General features: G+C 71.0%; 17 protein-coding genes. 9 read left to right on the plus strand and 8 right to left on the minus strand.

Annotated features, from left to right (window positions below; genetic code table 11):
• Positions 1–58 precede the first annotated feature (58 nt).
• From PV721_RS04445 to PV721_RS04465, 5 genes are all read right to left on the minus strand, one after another.
• Positions 59–1,174: a DUF475 domain-containing protein gene (locus PV721_RS04445; RefSeq protein ID WP_319721463.1), complete on the minus strand. Its 1,116-nt coding sequence runs from the start codon at positions 1,172–1,174 to the stop codon at positions 59–61.
• A 25-nt stretch (positions 1,175–1,199) separates the two neighbouring features.
• Entirely contained in the window at positions 1,200–1,775 is a 576-nt protein-coding gene (locus PV721_RS04450; RefSeq protein WP_319721464.1) for a TerD family protein, read from the minus strand.
• Positions 1,776–1,904: 129 nt separating this feature from the next.
• Positions 1,905–2,480: a TerD family protein gene (locus PV721_RS04455; protein ID WP_030009302.1), complete on the minus strand. Its 576-nt coding sequence runs from the start codon at positions 2,478–2,480 to the stop codon at positions 1,905–1,907.
• Positions 2,481–2,618: 138 nt separating this feature from the next.
• Positions 2,619–3,077: a peroxiredoxin gene (locus PV721_RS04460; RefSeq protein WP_030657023.1), complete on the minus strand. Its 459-nt coding sequence runs from the start codon at positions 3,075–3,077 to the stop codon at positions 2,619–2,621.
• A 138-nt stretch (positions 3,078–3,215) separates the two neighbouring features.
• Positions 3,216–3,647, minus strand: coding sequence for a DUF3052 domain-containing protein (locus PV721_RS04465; protein ID WP_319721465.1), 432 nt, complete (start codon positions 3,645–3,647; stop codon positions 3,216–3,218).
• 426 nt (positions 3,648–4,073) lie between these two features.
• Here PV721_RS04465 and aceE point away from each other — a divergent pair, with 426 nt between their 5' ends.
• Together aceE and PV721_RS04475 are read left to right on the plus strand one after the other, a co-directional pair.
• Positions 4,074–6,806, plus strand: coding sequence for a pyruvate dehydrogenase (acetyl-transferring), homodimeric type (gene aceE, locus PV721_RS04470; protein ID WP_319721466.1), 2,733 nt, complete (start codon positions 4,074–4,076; stop codon positions 6,804–6,806).
• Positions 6,807–6,940: 134 nt separating this feature from the next.
• Positions 6,941–7,840 carry a potassium channel family protein gene (locus PV721_RS04475; protein WP_319721468.1) on the plus strand — a complete coding sequence of 300 codons (900 nt, stop codon included), beginning with the start codon at positions 6,941–6,943 and terminating at the stop codon, positions 7,838–7,840.
• Here PV721_RS04475 and PV721_RS04480 read toward each other — a convergent pair.
• The gene (locus tag PV721_RS04480) at positions 7,821–8,216 is read right to left on the minus strand and encodes a peptidase inhibitor family I36 protein (RefSeq protein ID WP_319721469.1); all 396 of its coding nucleotides are present in this window, start codon (positions 8,214–8,216) and stop codon (positions 7,821–7,823) included. The two genes, PV721_RS04475 and PV721_RS04480, sit on opposite strands and share 20 nt — an antisense overlap.
• A gap of 382 nt (positions 8,217–8,598) precedes the next feature.
• On the opposite strand from PV721_RS04480, the gene PV721_RS04485 reads away from it, so the two are divergent.
• From PV721_RS04485 to PV721_RS04515, 7 genes are all read left to right on the plus strand, one after another.
• A complete protein-coding gene (locus PV721_RS04485) occupies positions 8,599–9,270 on the plus strand; it encodes a TetR family transcriptional regulator (protein ID WP_319721470.1) in 672 nt (223 codons plus the stop codon).
• A gap of 218 nt (positions 9,271–9,488) precedes the next feature.
• Entirely contained in the window at positions 9,489–10,628 is a 1,140-nt protein-coding gene (locus tag PV721_RS04490; protein WP_319721506.1) for an alpha/beta hydrolase, read from the plus strand.
• A 76-nt stretch (positions 10,629–10,704) separates the two neighbouring features.
• Positions 10,705–11,550, plus strand: a complete 846-nt coding sequence (locus PV721_RS04495; RefSeq protein ID WP_319721471.1) for a DUF4429 domain-containing protein — start codon at positions 10,705–10,707, stop codon at positions 11,548–11,550.
• Positions 11,551–11,646: 96 nt separating this feature from the next.
• Positions 11,647–12,033, plus strand: coding sequence for a GntR family transcriptional regulator (locus PV721_RS04500; RefSeq protein WP_319721472.1), 387 nt, complete (start codon positions 11,647–11,649; stop codon positions 12,031–12,033).
• Positions 12,030–12,917, plus strand: coding sequence for an ABC transporter ATP-binding protein (locus PV721_RS04505; RefSeq protein WP_319721473.1), 888 nt, complete (start codon positions 12,030–12,032; stop codon positions 12,915–12,917). The genes PV721_RS04500 and PV721_RS04505 overlap by 4 nt, the downstream gene beginning before the upstream one ends.
• Entirely contained in the window at positions 12,914–13,489 is a 576-nt protein-coding gene (locus tag PV721_RS04510) for an ABC transporter permease (protein ID WP_319721474.1), read from the plus strand. Before PV721_RS04505 ends, PV721_RS04510 begins: the two co-directional genes overlap by 4 nt.
• A complete protein-coding gene (locus PV721_RS04515; protein ID WP_319721475.1) occupies positions 13,489–13,830 on the plus strand; it encodes a hypothetical protein in 342 nt (113 codons plus the stop codon). Before PV721_RS04510 ends, PV721_RS04515 begins: the two co-directional genes overlap by 1 nt.
• A gap of 22 nt (positions 13,831–13,852) precedes the next feature.
• Here PV721_RS04515 and PV721_RS04520 read toward each other — a convergent pair whose 3' ends face one another.
• A complete protein-coding gene (locus tag PV721_RS04520; RefSeq protein ID WP_319721476.1) occupies positions 13,853–14,884 on the minus strand; it encodes an aldo/keto reductase in 1,032 nt (343 codons plus the stop codon).
• Entirely contained in the window at positions 14,881–15,264 is a 384-nt protein-coding gene (locus tag PV721_RS04525) for a MerR family transcriptional regulator (RefSeq protein ID WP_319721477.1), read from the minus strand. The genes PV721_RS04520 and PV721_RS04525 overlap by 4 nt, the downstream gene beginning before the upstream one ends.
• Position 15,265 lies beyond the last annotated feature (1 nt).

Consider the following 15,265-nt stretch of genomic DNA (forward strand, 5'->3'; position numbering starts at 1 on the left):
CGGGTCCGTGGACCCGGTGGACCGCCCCGCAATGGAGCGTTCCGCATTACCGCCGCGGTCATGCCTCGGCGGTGGAACCCTCCAGTTCCAGGCGCTTGTTGCGGCGCACCGAGGACCAGAAGGACCACCCGATGAGCAGCACGCCGACGAGACCGGTGATGATCTCGTTGATCTCGTACTGGATGGTGACGAGCAGGATCACGGCGAGGGCGCCGATGGCGTAGTGCGCGCCGTGCTCCAGGTAGACGTAGTCGTCGAGGGTGCCCTGGCGGACCAGGTAGACCGTCAGCGACCGGACGTACATGGCACCGATGCCGAGGCCGAGGGCCATGAGCACGATGTCGTTGGTGATGGCGAAGGCGCCGATGACCCCGTCGAAGGAGAAGGAGGCGTCGAGGACTTCGAGGTAGAGGAACATGAAGAAGGCGGCCTTGCCGGCCATGGCGACGGCCGAGACGGGCTTGCCGGTCCTCTTGGCCTCTTCCTCCGCCTCGTGCTCGGCCTCCTCCTCTTCCTCCAGCTTGTTCTCGAAGTAGCCGGAGAGGCCGCCGACGACCATGTAGGTGATCAGGCCGAGGACGCCGGAGATCAGGACGGTCTGCGCCTTGTCCACGTGGACGCCACCGTGCTGGTGGGCGTTGGCGGCGAAGGTCATCGAGGTGATGACCAGGACGATCAGCGCGATGCAGGCGGACAGCATGTCGACCTTGCCGAGCTTGGCGAGCGGGCGCTCCAGCCAGGCGAGCCACTTGATGTCACGGTCCTCGAAGATGAAGTCGAGGAAGATCATCAGCAGGAACATGCCACCGAACGCGGCGATGGACGGGTGCGCGTCGGTGACGAGCTGCTCGTACATCTCCTTGTCGTTGATGGCCAGTTCCACGGCCTCGATGGGCCCGATCTTGGCGCTGATCGCGACGATCACAACGGGGAAGACCAGTCGCATACCGAAGACCGCGATGAGTACGCCGATGGTGAGGAAGATCTTCTGCCAGAAGGCGTTCATCTTCTTCAGGATTCCGGCGTTGACCACCGCATTGTCGAAAGACAGCGAGATCTCGAGGACCGACAGGATCGCCACGATCCCGAAGGCCTGCCACCCCCCGTAGAACACCGCTGCGACCAGACCGAGCGCAGTGATTGCGAACGACCAGCCGAAGGTTTTGAGAACCACTGGCACCCCATCGTCTTGTACGGCTTTACGAAACGTTGACCCCGAAGTCTAGAGCGATGCCCCTGAGCCCCGACGCGTACCCCTGCCCCACCGCACGGAACTTCCATTCGCCCCCGTACCGGTAGACCTCGCCGAAGATCATCGCGGTCTCGCTGGAGGCGTCCTCGGAGAGGTCGTAGCGGGCCAGTTCCTGGCCGTCGGCCTGGTTCACCACGCGGATGAAGGCGTTGCTGACCTGGCCGAAGCTCTGCCGGCGGCTGTCCGCCTCGTGGATGGAGACCGGGAAGACGATCTTGTCCACCTGGGCCGGCACCTTGGTCAGGTCGATGATGATCGACTCGTCGTCGCCGTCACCCTCGCCGGTGAGATTGTCCCCCGTGTGTTCGACGGAGCCGTCGGGGCTCTTCAGGTTGTTGTAGAAGACGAAGTACTCGTCGCCCAGCACCCGGCCGCTGTTGCACAGCAGCGCGCTGGCGTCGAGGTCGAAGTCGGCTCCCGTGGTCGAGCGCGCGTCCCATCCGAGACCGATCAGCACCCTGGTGAGGTTCGGTGCGGCCTTGGACAGGGAGACATTGCCCCCCTTGGCGAGTGTGACGCCCATGTTGTGGTCCTCCCCGGACGACGGTGTGGCGATGTGGCGGTGCGGCAGTGCATGGGTACAGCGATGTGGTGAAGCGCGTCCGGCGCCGTACACACAGTGCACGGCGCCGGACGGATGGGCTGCTCGGGGTCAGACGTTGACGCCGAAGTCCTGCGCGATGCCGCGCAGGCCCGAGGCGTAGCCCTGGCCGATGGCACGGAACTTCCACTCCGCGCCGTTGCGGTACAGCTCGCCGAAGACCATGGCGGTCTCGGTCGAGGCGTCCTCGGAGAGGTCGTAGCGGGCGAGCTCGGTGTTGTCGGCCTGGTTCACGACGCGGATGTACGCGTTGCGGACCTGGCCGAAGCTCTGCTGGCGGCTCTCGGCCTCGTAGATCGAGACCGGGAAGACGATCTTGGCTACGTCGGCAGGAACGCCGGCGAGGTTGACCTTGATCGCCTCGTCGTCGCCCTCGCCCTCACCGGTGGTGTTGTCACCGGTGTGCTCGACCGAGCCGTCGGGGCTCTTCAGGTTGTTGAAGAAGACGAAGTTCGCGTCGCTGGTGACCTTGCCCTGGTCGCTGGTCAGGATCGCGCTGGCGTCGAGGTCGAAGTCGACGCCGGTGGTGGTGCGAGCATCCCAGCCCAGACCGACGATGACCGCCGTCAGGTTAGGCGCGGCCTTGGTCAGCGAGACGTTGCCGCCCTTGCTGAGGCTGACTCCCACGGGTCCTCCATTGGGTTCTGTGTGGGGCGGTGCCCCGTCTTGCGGTTGCTACCGGATCAACGTTTCGATCCTAGTGACGGGTTCCCGCCCGTAAGCGGTTTTCGCAGGGAACTGCGGGTACGGCCCGGGCAGACTCGCTCAGAGGCTGTCGAGCGCCTTGATGTACTCGTTCAGGTCACGTGCGTCGGGCAGCCCGTTGACCACGGTCCAGCGCACCACGCCGTCCTTGTCGATGATGAAGGTGCCGCGGACCGCGCAGCCCTTCGCCTCGTCGAAGACGCCGTACGCGCGGGAGGTCTCCCCGTGCGGCCAGAAGTCCGACAGCAGCGGGTACTCCAGGCCCTCCTGCTCCCCGAAGACCCGCAGAGTCGGCACGGAGTCGTTGGAGACCGCGAGGAGCTGCACGTCGTCGTTCTGGAAGCGCGGGAGCTGGTCGCGCAGCTCGCACAGCTCGCCGGTGCAGACTCCGGTGAAGGCGAACGGGTAGAAGAGCAGCACCACGGCCTTCTCCCCGCGGAAGTCGGAGAGCCGCACGGTGGCGCCGTGGTTGTCCTTGAGCTCGAAGTCCGGGGCCTTGTCGCCGACCTCGATCGCCATCTGTCGCATCCCTTCGTTCCTGCATCACTGCGTTGGGCTGTTCGGGTGAGACACAGCTTAGGGCGGCCGGGGCCGCGAACGCGTACACCCCGCCGACCGGGGCCGACGGGGTGTACGAGATGTCCTCTAGGACGCTGCTCAGCGCTTCTTGGCGGCAGTCTTGGGCGTCACCAGCTTGGTGGCGGCCCACTCCTTGCCGACGGGGGCGCCCTTGGCCAGCGAGAGACCTGCGGTCTCCGCGGCTTCCTGGATGTCGCTGGCCTCGACGTAGCCGGGACGGCCCGTCTTGGGGGTCAGCAGCAGGATCAGTGCGCCGTCCTCGATCAGCTCGGTGGCATCGACCAGTACGTCCGCCAGATCGTCGGCGTCGGGTTCCTCTCGGAACCACAGCAGTACGGCGTCCGCGACGTCGTCGTAGTCCTCGTCGACGAGTTCGCCGACGAGCTCCTCGACGACATCACGGAATTCCTGATCGACGTCGTCGTCGTAGCCGATCTCCTGGACCACCTGTTCGGACTGGAAACCCAGCCGGGCGGCCAGGCTCTCCGCGTGGTCCGCGGTCGCGCTCACGGGGTGCCTCCTGCTCATGTTCGGTGAATGTCTTCGGCGGCGCGCGTACGCGCAGCATTGGGCGTAGTCCACACGGGCGCGGCGGATCGCGCAAGTACCCGGCCGCCGAGACCGTCGAAACGGTGACGATTGCGGCCGTCTCGCCGCAACTTTCAGCCTTCCCGTGTGCACCTCTGGTGACTCATCCCACACCATTCCAGCTCATTCGGCATCATCGGGGACCCTCGACGGCTTTCCTACCTGTTTGAGCGACGAACGGTCTCACGGAGCCGGCGCCCGGCTCGGGCGTAAGATCGCGGTTTGTCCGGACCCGCCACCGATCTTCCGGCCATTACCCGGTGGTAAAGATGACGATTTCGGTCGAGCGTAAGAGCATGGGAGGCGGCGAACCCAAGGCACGACTCCCCCCGACAGTGAAGGAACAGCGTGGCTTCCGCATCCGATCGCAATCCGATCATCATTGGCGGCCTGCCGAGTCAGGTCCCGGACTTCGATCCGGAGGAGACGCAGGAGTGGCTCGACTCCCTGGACGCCGCAGTCGACGAGCGGGGCCGTGAACGCGCCCGCTACCTGATGCTGCGGCTGATCGAGCGGGCCCGTGAGAAGCGCGTGGCCGTGCCCGAGATGCGCAGCTCGGACTACGTCAACACGATCGCCACCAAGGACGAGCCGTTCTTCCCCGGCAACGAGGAGATCGAGCGCAAGGTTCTGAACGCCACCCGGTGGAACGCGGCCGTCATGGTCTCGCGCGCCCAGCGTCCCGGGATCGGGGTGGGCGGCCACATCGCCACCTTCGCCTCCTCCGCCTCCCTCTACGACGTGGGCTTCAACCACTTCTTCCGGGGCAAGGACGAGGGCGACGGCGGCGACCAGATCTTCTTCCAGGGCCACGCCTCCCCCGGCATCTACGCCCGCGCCTACCTCCTGGACCGGCTCTCCGAGCAGCAGCTCGACGCGTTCCGCCAGGAGAAGTCGAAGGCTCCGTACGGCCTTTCCAGCTACCCGCACCCGCGGCTGATGCCGGACTTCTGGGAGTTCCCGACCGTCTCGATGGGCCTCGGCCCGCTCGGCGCGATCTACCAGGCGCGGATGAACCGGTACATGGAGGCGCGCGGGATCGCGGACACCTCCAAGTCCCACGTTTGGGCGTATCTCGGCGACGGCGAGATGGACGAGCCGGAGTCCCTCGGCCAGCTGTCGATCGCCGCCCGCGAGGGCCTGGACAACCTGACCTTCGTGGTCAACTGCAACCTGCAGCGGCTCGACGGCCCGGTGCGCGGCAACGGCAAGATCATCCAGGAGCTGGAGTCGCAGTTCCGCGGGGCCGGCTGGAACGTCATCAAGCTGATCTGGGACCGCTCCTGGGACCCGCTGCTGGCCCAGGACCGCGACGGCATCCTGGTCAACAAGATGAACACCACCCCGGACGGGCAGTTCCAGACGTACGCCACCGAATCGGGCGCGTACATCCGTGAGCACTTCTTCGGGGACGACCAGCGGCTGCGCGCGATGGTCGCGAACATGACCGACTACCAGATCCAGCACCTGGGCCGTGGCGGGCACGACCACAAGAAGGTCTACGCGGCGTACGCGGCGGCCAAGGCCCACAAGGGCCAGCCGACGGTGATCCTGGCGCAGACGGTCAAGGGCTGGACGCTCGGCCCGAACTTCGAGGGCCGCAACGCGACGCACCAGATGAAGAAGCTGACGGTCGACGACCTCAAGCGCTTCCGCGACCGCCTGCACATCCCGATCACCGACCAGCAGCTGGAGGGCGGGGCCCCGCCGTACTACCACCCGGGCCGCAACTCCCCCGAGATCCAGTACATGCACGACCAGCGCAGCTCGCTGGGCGGCTACGTGCCGACCCGTGTGGTGCGCGCCAAGCCGCTGGAGCTGCCGGGCGACGCGACGTACGCGGCCGCCAAGAAGGGCTCGGGCCAGCAGTCGATCGCCACCACGATGGCCTTCGTCCGCATCCTGAAGGACCTGATGCGGGACAAGGAGATCGGCAAGCGGTTCGTGCTGATCGCGCCCGACGAGTACCGCACCTTCGGTATGGACGCGTTCTTCCCGAGCGCCAAGATCTACAACCCGCTGGGCCAGCAGTACGAGGCGGTCGACCGCGACCTGCTGCTCGCGTACAAGGAGTCGCCGACCGGCCAGATGCTGCACGACGGCATCTCGGAGGCGGGCTGCACGGCCTCGCTGATCGCCGCGGGTTCGGCGTACGCGACGCACGGCGAGCCGCTGATCCCGGTCTACGTCTTCTACTCGATGTTCGGTTTCCAGCGCACGGGTGACCAGTTCTGGCAGATGGCCGACCAGCTGGCGCGCGGTTTCGTCCTCGGCGCGACCGCCGGGCGGACCACCCTGACGGGTGAGGGCCTGCAGCACGCGGACGGTCACTCCCAGCTGCTGGCCTCGACGAACCCGGGCTGCGTGGCGTACGACCCGGCCTACGGATACGAGATCGCGCACATCGTCCAGGACGGTCTGCGGCGCATGTACGGGCCGGAGGCGGAGGACGTCTTCTACTACCTGACCGTCTACAACGAGCCGATCCAGCACCCGGCCGAGCCGGCGGACGTCGACGTGGACGGCATCCTCAAGGGCATCCACCGGGTGTCGAGGGGTACCTCGGGCATCGTCGGGGCGCAGCTCATGGCCTCGGGCGTGGCGGTGCCGTGGGCGCTGGAGGCGCAGCGGATCCTGGCTGCGGAGTGGAACGTCCGGGCGGACGTCTGGTCGGCGACCTCCTGGAACGAGCTGCGCCGCGAGGCGGTCGAGGCGGAGGAGCACAACCTGCTCCACCCCGAGGAGGAGCAGCGGGTTCCGTACGTGACGCGGAAGCTGTCGGGTGCGGAGGGGCCGTTCGTGGCGGTCTCGGACTGGATGCGGGCGGTCCCGGACCAGATCTCGCGGTGGGTGCCCGGCCCGTACACCTCGCTGGGCGCGGACGGCTTCGGTTTCGCGGACACGCGCGGTGCGGCCCGGCGCTTCTTCCACATCGACGCGCAGTCGGTGGTCCTGGCGACGCTCACCGAGCTCGCGAAGACCGGTCAGGTCGACCGTTCGGTGCTGAAGCAGGCCGTCGACCGGTACCAGCTGCTGGACGTGGCGGCGGCCGACCCGGGCGCGGCGGGCGGCGACGCCTGACGCCTGCGGCGGACCCGAAGGGGTGAGGCGGGCCGGCGGTCCCGGTCCGCCCCGCGCACCGCTCGCGGACCCGGCGCGGGTCCCGGCTCCGGCCGGGGCCCGCGCTTCTTCACGCGTTGCCTACGATGCTCGGCATGAAGGAACCCTCCCGTCAGGCGCAGTGGGAAAGCCGTACCCAGACCCCGCTGCTCCTCCTCGCCGTGGCCTTCGCCGTGGCGTACGCCGTGCCCATCGTGGCCCCCGACGCGACCGCGGACGTACACCGGGCCTGCACCCACGTGGAGTGGCTGGTGTGGGGTGCCTTCGCCCTCGACTACCTGGTGCGGCTGGGCCTCTCGACGGACCGCAGGCACTTCGTCCGGACCCACTGGCTGGACCTGGCCGCCGTGGTGCTGCCGCTCGTGCAGCCGCTGCGGCTGCTGCGGCTGGTCGCCACGCTGATGCTGGTGGGCCGGCGGGCCCGGATGGCCCCGCAGATCCAGCTGACGACGTACGTGGCCGGGGCGGTCGTGGGGCTGCTGATGTTCGGCTCGCTCGCGGTGCTGAGCGTGGAGCGGGACGCCCCCGACGGGAACATCAAGAACCTGGGCGACGCCGTGTGGTGGTCCTTCACCACGATGACGACGGTCGGGTACGGGGACCACTCGCCCACCACCGGACTCGGCCGGGTCCTGGCCGTGGGCCTGATGCTGTCGGGGATCGCCCTCCTCGGGGTGGTGACCGCCAACATCGCCGCCTGGTTCATCTCCCGCTTCGAGCGCGACGACCAGGCGGAGCGGCTCCAGCTGGCGGCCATCCGGGAGCTGAGGGAGGAGGTGCGGGCGCTGCGCGGCGAGGTCGCCCGGCTGGGCGGCGCGGGGGCCGCGGCCGGTGCCGCGACCGGGGCCACGGCCTCGCCCGGACCCGCACCGGCACCGGCACCGGCACCGGCACCCGCACCCGCACCCGCACCCGCACCCGCACCCGCACCCGCACCCGCACCCGACCGGCCGAACGCCCCGGCGCAGCGGGAAGCTACCTCTCCCACACCTTGAACGCCCTTACCTGGTAGGGCGACTGGGGCAGCCAGACCCCGTCGCCCGGGTAGGTCTGGAACTCGCCGGTCTCCGCGCACTCCGCCGACTGGTACGTGGTCACGGGCCGCCCGGTGCGGTTGGTGAGCGACTGGGCGCTGGTCCCGGCGGGCAGCGCGGTGCAGCTGTCGACGTCCAGAGTGCTGAGCTCGTGGGTCCGCTTGGTGCCCTTGAACTCCGGTTTCGCCCACAGGCACAGCTGCCCGGTCGCGCAGGCCCCGAGGGCCGGCGGGCCCGCGGCCTGGGCCGTGGTGGCGGTACTCGGGATGAGGGCGGTGAGGGCCAGGACGGTCGCGGCCAGGACGGTGGTGACGCGCGTGGTTCCACACGTACGCATGACGGGTCAACTCCTTGTGGACGGCGGGCGCCCGGACCGATTCCGGGGCCTCGCTGACACCACGCTGACCTGCGGTGACGGGCGGGCGGAAGGGGCCCGTGGCGGGTCCACCCGGATAGGCGACGGGCCCGCCGGAACCGTCCGGCGGGGCGGTCGTCCGTACGGAGTTGACGCTTCCGGGAGCCTCGGAGCGGCCCCGCGCCCGCCCCGGCGGGGGGTGGGGCCCGGACGGCGGCCGACCCGAACGTGTCACGCGCGGCCGGTCGCGCGCCGGGGCCCGGGACGGCGACGGCCCTTCGCAAACGGCTTAACGCGACGGTCGCGGCCCGTCGGTCACCGGTACTCTGACCGCCCACTCGGCGTCGGAAGGGAGCCCGGAGTGATGATCGACGAGCGGTCGGCGCCGGCGGCACCGGTGCCCGGACTGCGCGAGCGCAAGAAGCGCCGCACCCGGGGCGCGCTGCTGCGCGCCGCGCTCCTGCTCTTCCTCTCGCAGGGGTATGAGCGCACCACCGTCGACGAGATCACCGACGCCGTGGACGTGTCCCAGCGCACCTTCTTCCGCTACTTCGCCAACAAGGAGGAGGTCGTCTTCGCCGTCCAGGACCTGACGGAGGCGCACTTCGTCGCCTCCCTGCACGCCCGGCCGGCCTCCGAGGGGCCCCTCGAAGCCATGCGGGGCGCGGCGCTCGCCGCCTGGGACACCGTCGAGGAGGCCCTCGCCGACGTGGTCCCCGTCGACCTCTACATGCGCAGCTACCGACTGATCGAGTGCACCCCGGCCCTGCTCGCCGTGCACCTGCGGCGCTCCACGGAGCTGGAGGAACGGATCTCCCGGGTGATCGCCGACCGAGAGGGCCTGGACGTGGACGCCGATCCGCGGCCCCGGGTGGCCGTCGCCGCGTTCTGTGGTGTGATGCGGGTCACGGGGCGGCTCTGGGGGCAGGGCGAGGACACCAGCGTGGCCGCGATCCGCCGGCTGACGGAGGCTTACCTCGACCGCCTCGGCCCGTCGCTGGCCGCGAGCTGGCGCCCGGAGGCGGCCGGGGCCTGATCGCCGGGACTTCCCGGGGAGTTGTAGCGGATCACCCGCTTTCCGTAAGGGGTCCCACGGTCGGCCGTGAGTCCTGTCACCCAGGGCGCCGCGGCTGGTGGAGGTCTCCTACGCTGGTCCCAGTGAATCTGTCCGGCCTCGCCCACCCCCCCGTTCCCGGCGCCGACCCGCGCCCTGCCGCCCTGCGCGCGCTGCTCGCGCTGGCGGTGGTGTTCATCATGCTGGCGACCACCGGCTGGACGGCCGTGCACCGGCCCGAGGGGGGCACCCCGCTGCGGGCCGCCGCGCTCCGGGCCTGGGCGAAGGCCAGGATCGACGGCCGCCCGGTGCCGCCCGCCGACGCCCCCGTACGGACGGTGGCCCGGTTCTTCGCGGGCCTCGACGGAGCGCAGCGGGCCCGGCTCGCCGACGGCTACCCCCTCGTGGTGGGCAATCTCGACGGGGCCCCCGCCGCCACCCGCTACCGGGCCAACCTGCACGGCCTGGAGCAGGCCCGCCGGGTCGAGGAGGCCCGCAGCCGTGACGTGGCCCTGACCCCGGCCGACCGGGAGGAGGCCACCCGGCGCTCCCACCGCTTCGCCTCTCTCGCCGCCCCCGGCCGGCAGATCCTCACCTTCGATCCCACCGGCGGCGGCCGCGTGGCCGAGGTCTTCGGTGACCTCGACCGGGCCCGCCGGGTCTCGGTGATCGTGCCCGGTGTCGACACCGACGCGCTCACCTTCGAGCGCACCCAGCGCCGCCTGACCTCACCCGTCGGCATGGCCGAGTCCCTGTACGCGGCGCAGCGCGCGGCCGCGCCGGACGGCCGGACGGCGGTCATCGCCTGGGCCGGCTACACCGCGCCCGCCGGGGTGGGCGTGGACGCCGCCACGGGCCGGATGGCCGTCGACGGCGCGGTCCGGCTGAAGGCGCTGACCGCGTCCCTGCCCGGGGGGTCGGGCGTGGCGCTGTTCTGCCACAGCTACGGATCGGTGGTGTGCGGGGTCGCCGCGCACGAGCTGCCGGCCCGGGTGACGGACGTGGTGGTGGCGGGCAGCCCCGGGATGCGCGCTTCGAGCGTCGAGGGCCTGCACACCTCGGCCCGGGTCTGGGCGACGCGGGACGAGGGCGACTGGATCGCGGACGTACCGCACCTGGAGGTCGGCGGGGTGGGCCACGGCGCCGATCCGGTGTCTCCGGAGTTCGGGGCGCGGCTGCTGTCCTCGGCCAGGGCCAGGAGTCACACCGGCTATTTCGCGCCAGAGACGGACTCGGTGGAGAACTTCGCCAAGATCGGAACCGGCGCGTTCGCTTCCGTTGTCTGCTCGACCGGGGACGACACCTGCCGGCGTGGAATTTCCGGGACAGAGGCGGACTGACGCGCGTAGAGGCGCGGAAAACGGGCCCGGCACGGAGGGGGGACGCGCGGGGGCGCCGCCCTTTACGATGTGCCGCATGGGTGACGTACTGGCCGGAAATCATGCCGTCTGGGAGTTCGACTCGGACTCGGTGCTCATCCGCTTCTCACGGGGGATACGAACGCCGAGAGTGCCGAGACTCCTGCACGCCCTCGGCCCGCGCCGGATTCCCCTCGAAGCGGTGTCCGAGGTGACCGTGACCGCCGGGAAGCGGGACACGGTGATTCTGCGTGCCGTCCCGCGGCCGGGCGCGGATCCGCTGATCGAGGCCGCCGCCGGGCAGCTGAAGGAGAACTGCGACCCGTACCGGCTGGTACTGCCGGGCGACCGGGCGCCGCACGCCGCCGCGTTCGCGGACGCCCTGCGGTCCCGGCTGGGGCCGGATGCCGCCGAGCCGGCCGACCGCTTCCTGGTCGAGGTACCGCGGCCACCGGTCCACCTGAAGGCGTTCGACGCCCGGGTGGACTTCGACGGGTCGGCGGTCACCTTCCACTGGTCCCGTACCGGTGCCACCGGCACCAAGTGGAAGGCGGGCGACCAGCGCGTCCCGCTGGCCGCCGTCACCGGCGTCGAGTGGTGCTCCCCGGAGGGCCCGGGCGGCCACCTGAGGCTCCACGTGCGGGACACCCCCTCCGATCCGCGCCCGGACCACGACCTGACGGCGGCCGTCTTCGGCGTGGGCTACGGGGCGGTGCACGAGTCGCTGCCGTTCGCGGCCGCGATCCTGGCCGCGGTGCGCGGCCGCACCCGGGTCGCCGCCGTGGGCTCCGTCCCGGCGGCGCGCACCGGGGGCGACCGGATGCGGCACCTGGACGAGCTGCACAGCGCGGGGCTCCTCACGGACGCCGAGTACGCGGAGCTGCTGGACCGCTTCCGGGCCTAGGGGGGCCGTACCAACGCGCCCGGGACGGAGGCGCGTTGACATCGTCCATTCCGTGCAGCACCCTTTCACTACTTAACTAGTGAAAGGGTGCTGCACGTGCTGGAGTACCGCATCGACCGGCGCAGCGGCATGGCCACCTACCTGCAGATCGTCCACCAGACCAAGCAGGCCCTGCGCCTGGGACTCCTGGAACCGGGCGACAGGCTGCCCACCGCGCGCGAGGTCGTCGAGGCGACGGCCATCAACCCGAACACCGTGCTCAAGGCCTACCGGGAGCTGGAGCGCGAGGGCCTCGTGGAGGGGCGGCGCGGCATGGGCACCTTCGTCCGGAAGTCCCTGGGCAGCGCACCGGCCGACTCCCCCCTGCGGGAGGAACTGGCCGACTGGGCACGCCGTGCGCACGCCGCCGGGCTGGAACGGGACGACGTGGCCGCGCTCTTCACATCCGTGCTGGACCAACACTTCAAGGGGGAAGACGCGTGACGGATGATCCGGTGATCGAGGCGTCCTTACTCGGCGTGCGCTACGGACGGCGGCGCGGCTGGGCACTGCGCGACTGCTCCTTCCAGCTGCCCGCCCGGCGGGTCTGCGCGCTCGTCGGCCACAACGGAGCGGGAAAGTCCACCCTGCTCGCGCTCGCGGCAGGACTGCTCCGGCCGACCGAGGGAACCATCGACGCGCCGCCGCGCGAGGAGACTGCCTACGTGGGCCAGGACAAACCCCTCTACCCGCAGCTGACCGTCGACGAGACCCTGCGCATGGGCCGCGAGCTCAACCCCGGCCGCTGGGACGCCAAGAGCGCGGAGCGGATCGTCGACGAGGGCGGCCTCGACCGCGGCGCAAGGGTCCGGACCCTCTCGGGCGGCCAGCGCACCCGCGTCGCCCTGGCGCTGGCCCTCGGAAAGCGCCCCGGCCTGCTCCTGCTGGACGAACCGATGGCCGATCTAGACCCGCTCGCCCGCCACCGGCTCATGGGGACGCTGATGGCCGACGCCGCCGAGAACGGCACGTCCGTGGTGATGTCCTCGCACATCCTCACCGAGCTGGAGGGCGCCTGCGACCACCTGCTGCTCGTCGACGGCGGCCGGATCCGCCTCTCCGGCCCCGCCGACGAGGTCGTCGCGGCCCACCGCCTGCTCACCGGGCCCGCCACGGCCCTCACCGACCTCGCCGCGCACACCGTCGTCGAGTCGCGTACGACGGGCCGCCGGCTCACCGCACTCGCGCGGCTGCACGGCCCGGTCGACACGGACACCTGGCAGACGGCCCACCCGTCCATGGAGGAAGTCCTGCTCGCCCACCTGCGTTCTCCCGCGGCCCCGCCCCTCACCATCCATCCCCTCACCGCCGAAGGGGTGGAGGCATGAGCGTGCTGACCCTGAAGGGCCCGCGCTGGGTCACGGTCCGCCAGCACCGGCGCGCCCTGTGGGCGCTGCCCGCCGCGGTCGCGGCGAGCCTCGCCGTCGTCGCCGCCCTGCGCTGGTGGGCGAGCATCCCGTCAGGCCTGCGCTCGCACCACCCGGACGGCCCGTTGCGGGTGGGGATGGAGTACGCCGGCATGGCGATGCTGCTCCTGCCCCTGCTGCTGGGGGCCTTCGTCGCCGGCCCGATGGTCGCCCGCGAACTGGAGAGCGGCACCTACCGCCTCGCCCTGACCCAGTCGTCGACCGCCCGGGCCTGGCTCGCCTCGAAGATCACGGTGGCCGCGGCGGCCGCGGTCGCCTGCTCGGCCGCCCTGGCCGGGGTCTACCGCCTCGGCTGGGCACCGCTCGACGGCACGCACCAGTTCTCCTGGGCCGACCGGGGACCGTACGAAGCGCTCGGCACGGTGCTCGTCGCGTACTGCCTCCTGGGCGTGGCCCTGGGAACCCTCGTCGGCCAGCTCGTACGGCGCACGCTCGCCGCCATGGCGGTCACCGGGCTCGTCACCGGCTGGTGATGGCGCTGCTCGGCACCCTGCGGTGGTCCTTCCTGCCCGTACGCACCCTCACCACGTCGTCGGCCGCGACCGGGGTGCCGATGCCTCCGAGCGGCGCCTTCATGATGGACACCGGACTCACCACGGCCTCGGGCGAACGCCTGCCCGAGTGGACCTGCTTCGCGCACTCCGGCAGCCGCAGGGCGTGTCCCGAGGACCTGGACGTGACCGGGTGGTACCTCGACTACCACCCGGCCACGCACTACTGGCCCACCCAGTCCATCGAGACGGCGATGGTCCTGGCCCTGGCCGCCCTCGCCCTCTGGGCCGCCTTCGCGGTGCTGCGCACCCGGCACCGCTGAGGCGCGCGGCCAGGGCCTGTCTTCAGCTCGGGTCCTGGCCCTCGCGGGCCTCCGAGGTCGCGCTCATGTCCGGGTAGCGGTCGCCCGCGACCCGGGCGGCGATCGGCTCCAGTCGGGCCAGTTGCGCCTGGGCGAGGGTGATCCGGGTGGCGGCGGTGTTCTCGCGCAGCCGGCCCGGCTTGCGGGTGCCCGGGATGGGGACCACGGTCAGCCCGTGCACCTTCGCCCGCTGCTGCACCCAGGCCAGGGCGATCTGCGCCGGGGTCGCTCCCAGCTCCTCGGCGATCTCCCGGACCGGGGTCAGCAGCGCCGCGTTGGCCTTCGCGTTCTCACCGGTGAACCGCGGCTGGTGGCGCCGGAAGTCGTCCTGCGACAGCTCGGCGGTGGCGTCCGCGAAGGCCCCGGTCAGGAAGCCCCGGCCCAGCGGGGAGTACGGCACCAGCGCCACGCCCAGCTCCGCCGCCGCGCCCACCGCGCTGCGCTCCACGCTCCGGCTGAAGAGCGACCACTCCGACTGGAGCGCCGCGATCGGGTGGACGGCGTGCGCCTCGCGCAGTTCGGCTCCGGTGACCTCGCTGAGGCCGAGGTGGCGCACCTTGCCCTCCTGCACCAGCTCCGCCATGGCGCCGACCGACTCGGCGAACGGCACGGCGGGGTCGCGCCGGTGCATGTAGTAGAGGTCGATGACGTCCACGCCGAGGCGGCGCAGGCTGTCCTCGACGGCCCGGCGGACGTACGCGCGGTCGTTGCGCACGCCCCGGTAGGCGGGGTCGTCGGTGCGCTCTATGGCGAACTTCGTCGCCAGGGTGATCTCGTCCCGGTGGGCGGCCACGAACGGGGCGAGGAACTCCTCGTTGCGCCCCCGCCCGTAGACGTCCGCGGTGTCGAAGAGGGTGACCCCGGCGGCCAGCGCCGCGTCCAGGGTCGCGCGGGCGGCCGCCTCGTCGGTGTCCCCGTAGAACTCGCTCATGCCCATGCAGCCGAGGCCCTGGACGCCGACCAGCGGGCCGCCCTTGCCCAGTTCGGCCCGGTCGATCTTCGTGGCTTCCGTCATGGCTGTGCCTTCCCCGAGTAGATGCCGATCTTGTAGTCCAGTACGGCCAGCGCGTCCGTGAGCTCCGAGATGCGCGCCCGCACCTCGTGCCGCGTCCGCTCCAGCAGCTCGCGGCGCTCCCCGACGGTGTGCGCGCCCTCGCGGACCAGTTCGGCGTACCGGACCATGTCCGCCACCGACATCCCGGTGGCGCGCAGCTTGCCCACGAAGGCCAGCCAGTCGAGGTCCTTGTCGGTGAAACGCCGCTGTCCCGAGTGGGAGCGGTCCACGTGCGGCATCAGGCCGATCCGCTCGTACCAGCGCAGGGTGTGCTGGGTCAGACCGGTCCGGGCCTCGACCTCGCTGATCGTGTACCGCGTCTGCGTCAGGCTCTGGCTCATG

Source organism: Streptomyces sp. MB09-01 (genome assembly GCF_033794505.1).
Lineage (GTDB): Bacteria > Actinomycetota > Actinomycetes > Streptomycetales > Streptomycetaceae > Streptomyces.

Bases quoted from the DNA above. Each gene is read 5' to 3' on its own strand.
- PV721_RS04450 (WP_319721464.1), bottom strand. From the start codon at position 1,775: ATGGGCGTCACACTCGCCAAGGGGGGCAATGTCTCCCTGTCCAAGGCC.
- PV721_RS04460 (WP_030657023.1), bottom strand. From the start codon at position 3,077: ATGGCGATCGAGGTCGGCGACAAGGCCCCGGACTTCGAGCTCAAGGAC.
- PV721_RS04475 (WP_319721468.1), top strand. From the start codon at position 6,941: ATGAAGGAACCCTCCCGTCAGGCGCAGTGGGAAAGCCGTACCCAGACC.
- PV721_RS04480 (WP_319721469.1), bottom strand. From the start codon at position 8,216: ATGCGTACGTGTGGAACCACGCGCGTCACCACCGTCCTGGCCGCGACC.
- PV721_RS04485 (WP_319721470.1), top strand. From the start codon at position 8,599: ATGATCGACGAGCGGTCGGCGCCGGCGGCACCGGTGCCCGGACTGCGC.
- PV721_RS04490 (WP_319721506.1), top strand. From the start codon at position 9,489: ATGCTGGCGACCACCGGCTGGACGGCCGTGCACCGGCCCGAGGGGGGC.
- PV721_RS04495 (WP_319721471.1), top strand. From the start codon at position 10,705: ATGGGTGACGTACTGGCCGGAAATCATGCCGTCTGGGAGTTCGACTCG.
- PV721_RS04510 (WP_319721474.1), top strand. From the start codon at position 12,914: ATGAGCGTGCTGACCCTGAAGGGCCCGCGCTGGGTCACGGTCCGCCAG.
- PV721_RS04515 (WP_319721475.1), top strand. From the start codon at position 13,489: ATGGCGCTGCTCGGCACCCTGCGGTGGTCCTTCCTGCCCGTACGCACC.
- PV721_RS04520 (WP_319721476.1), bottom strand. From the start codon at position 14,884: ATGACGGAAGCCACGAAGATCGACCGGGCCGAACTGGGCAAGGGCGGC.
- PV721_RS04525 (WP_319721477.1), bottom strand. From the start codon at position 15,264: ATGAGCCAGAGCCTGACGCAGACGCGGTACACGATCAGCGAGGTCGAG.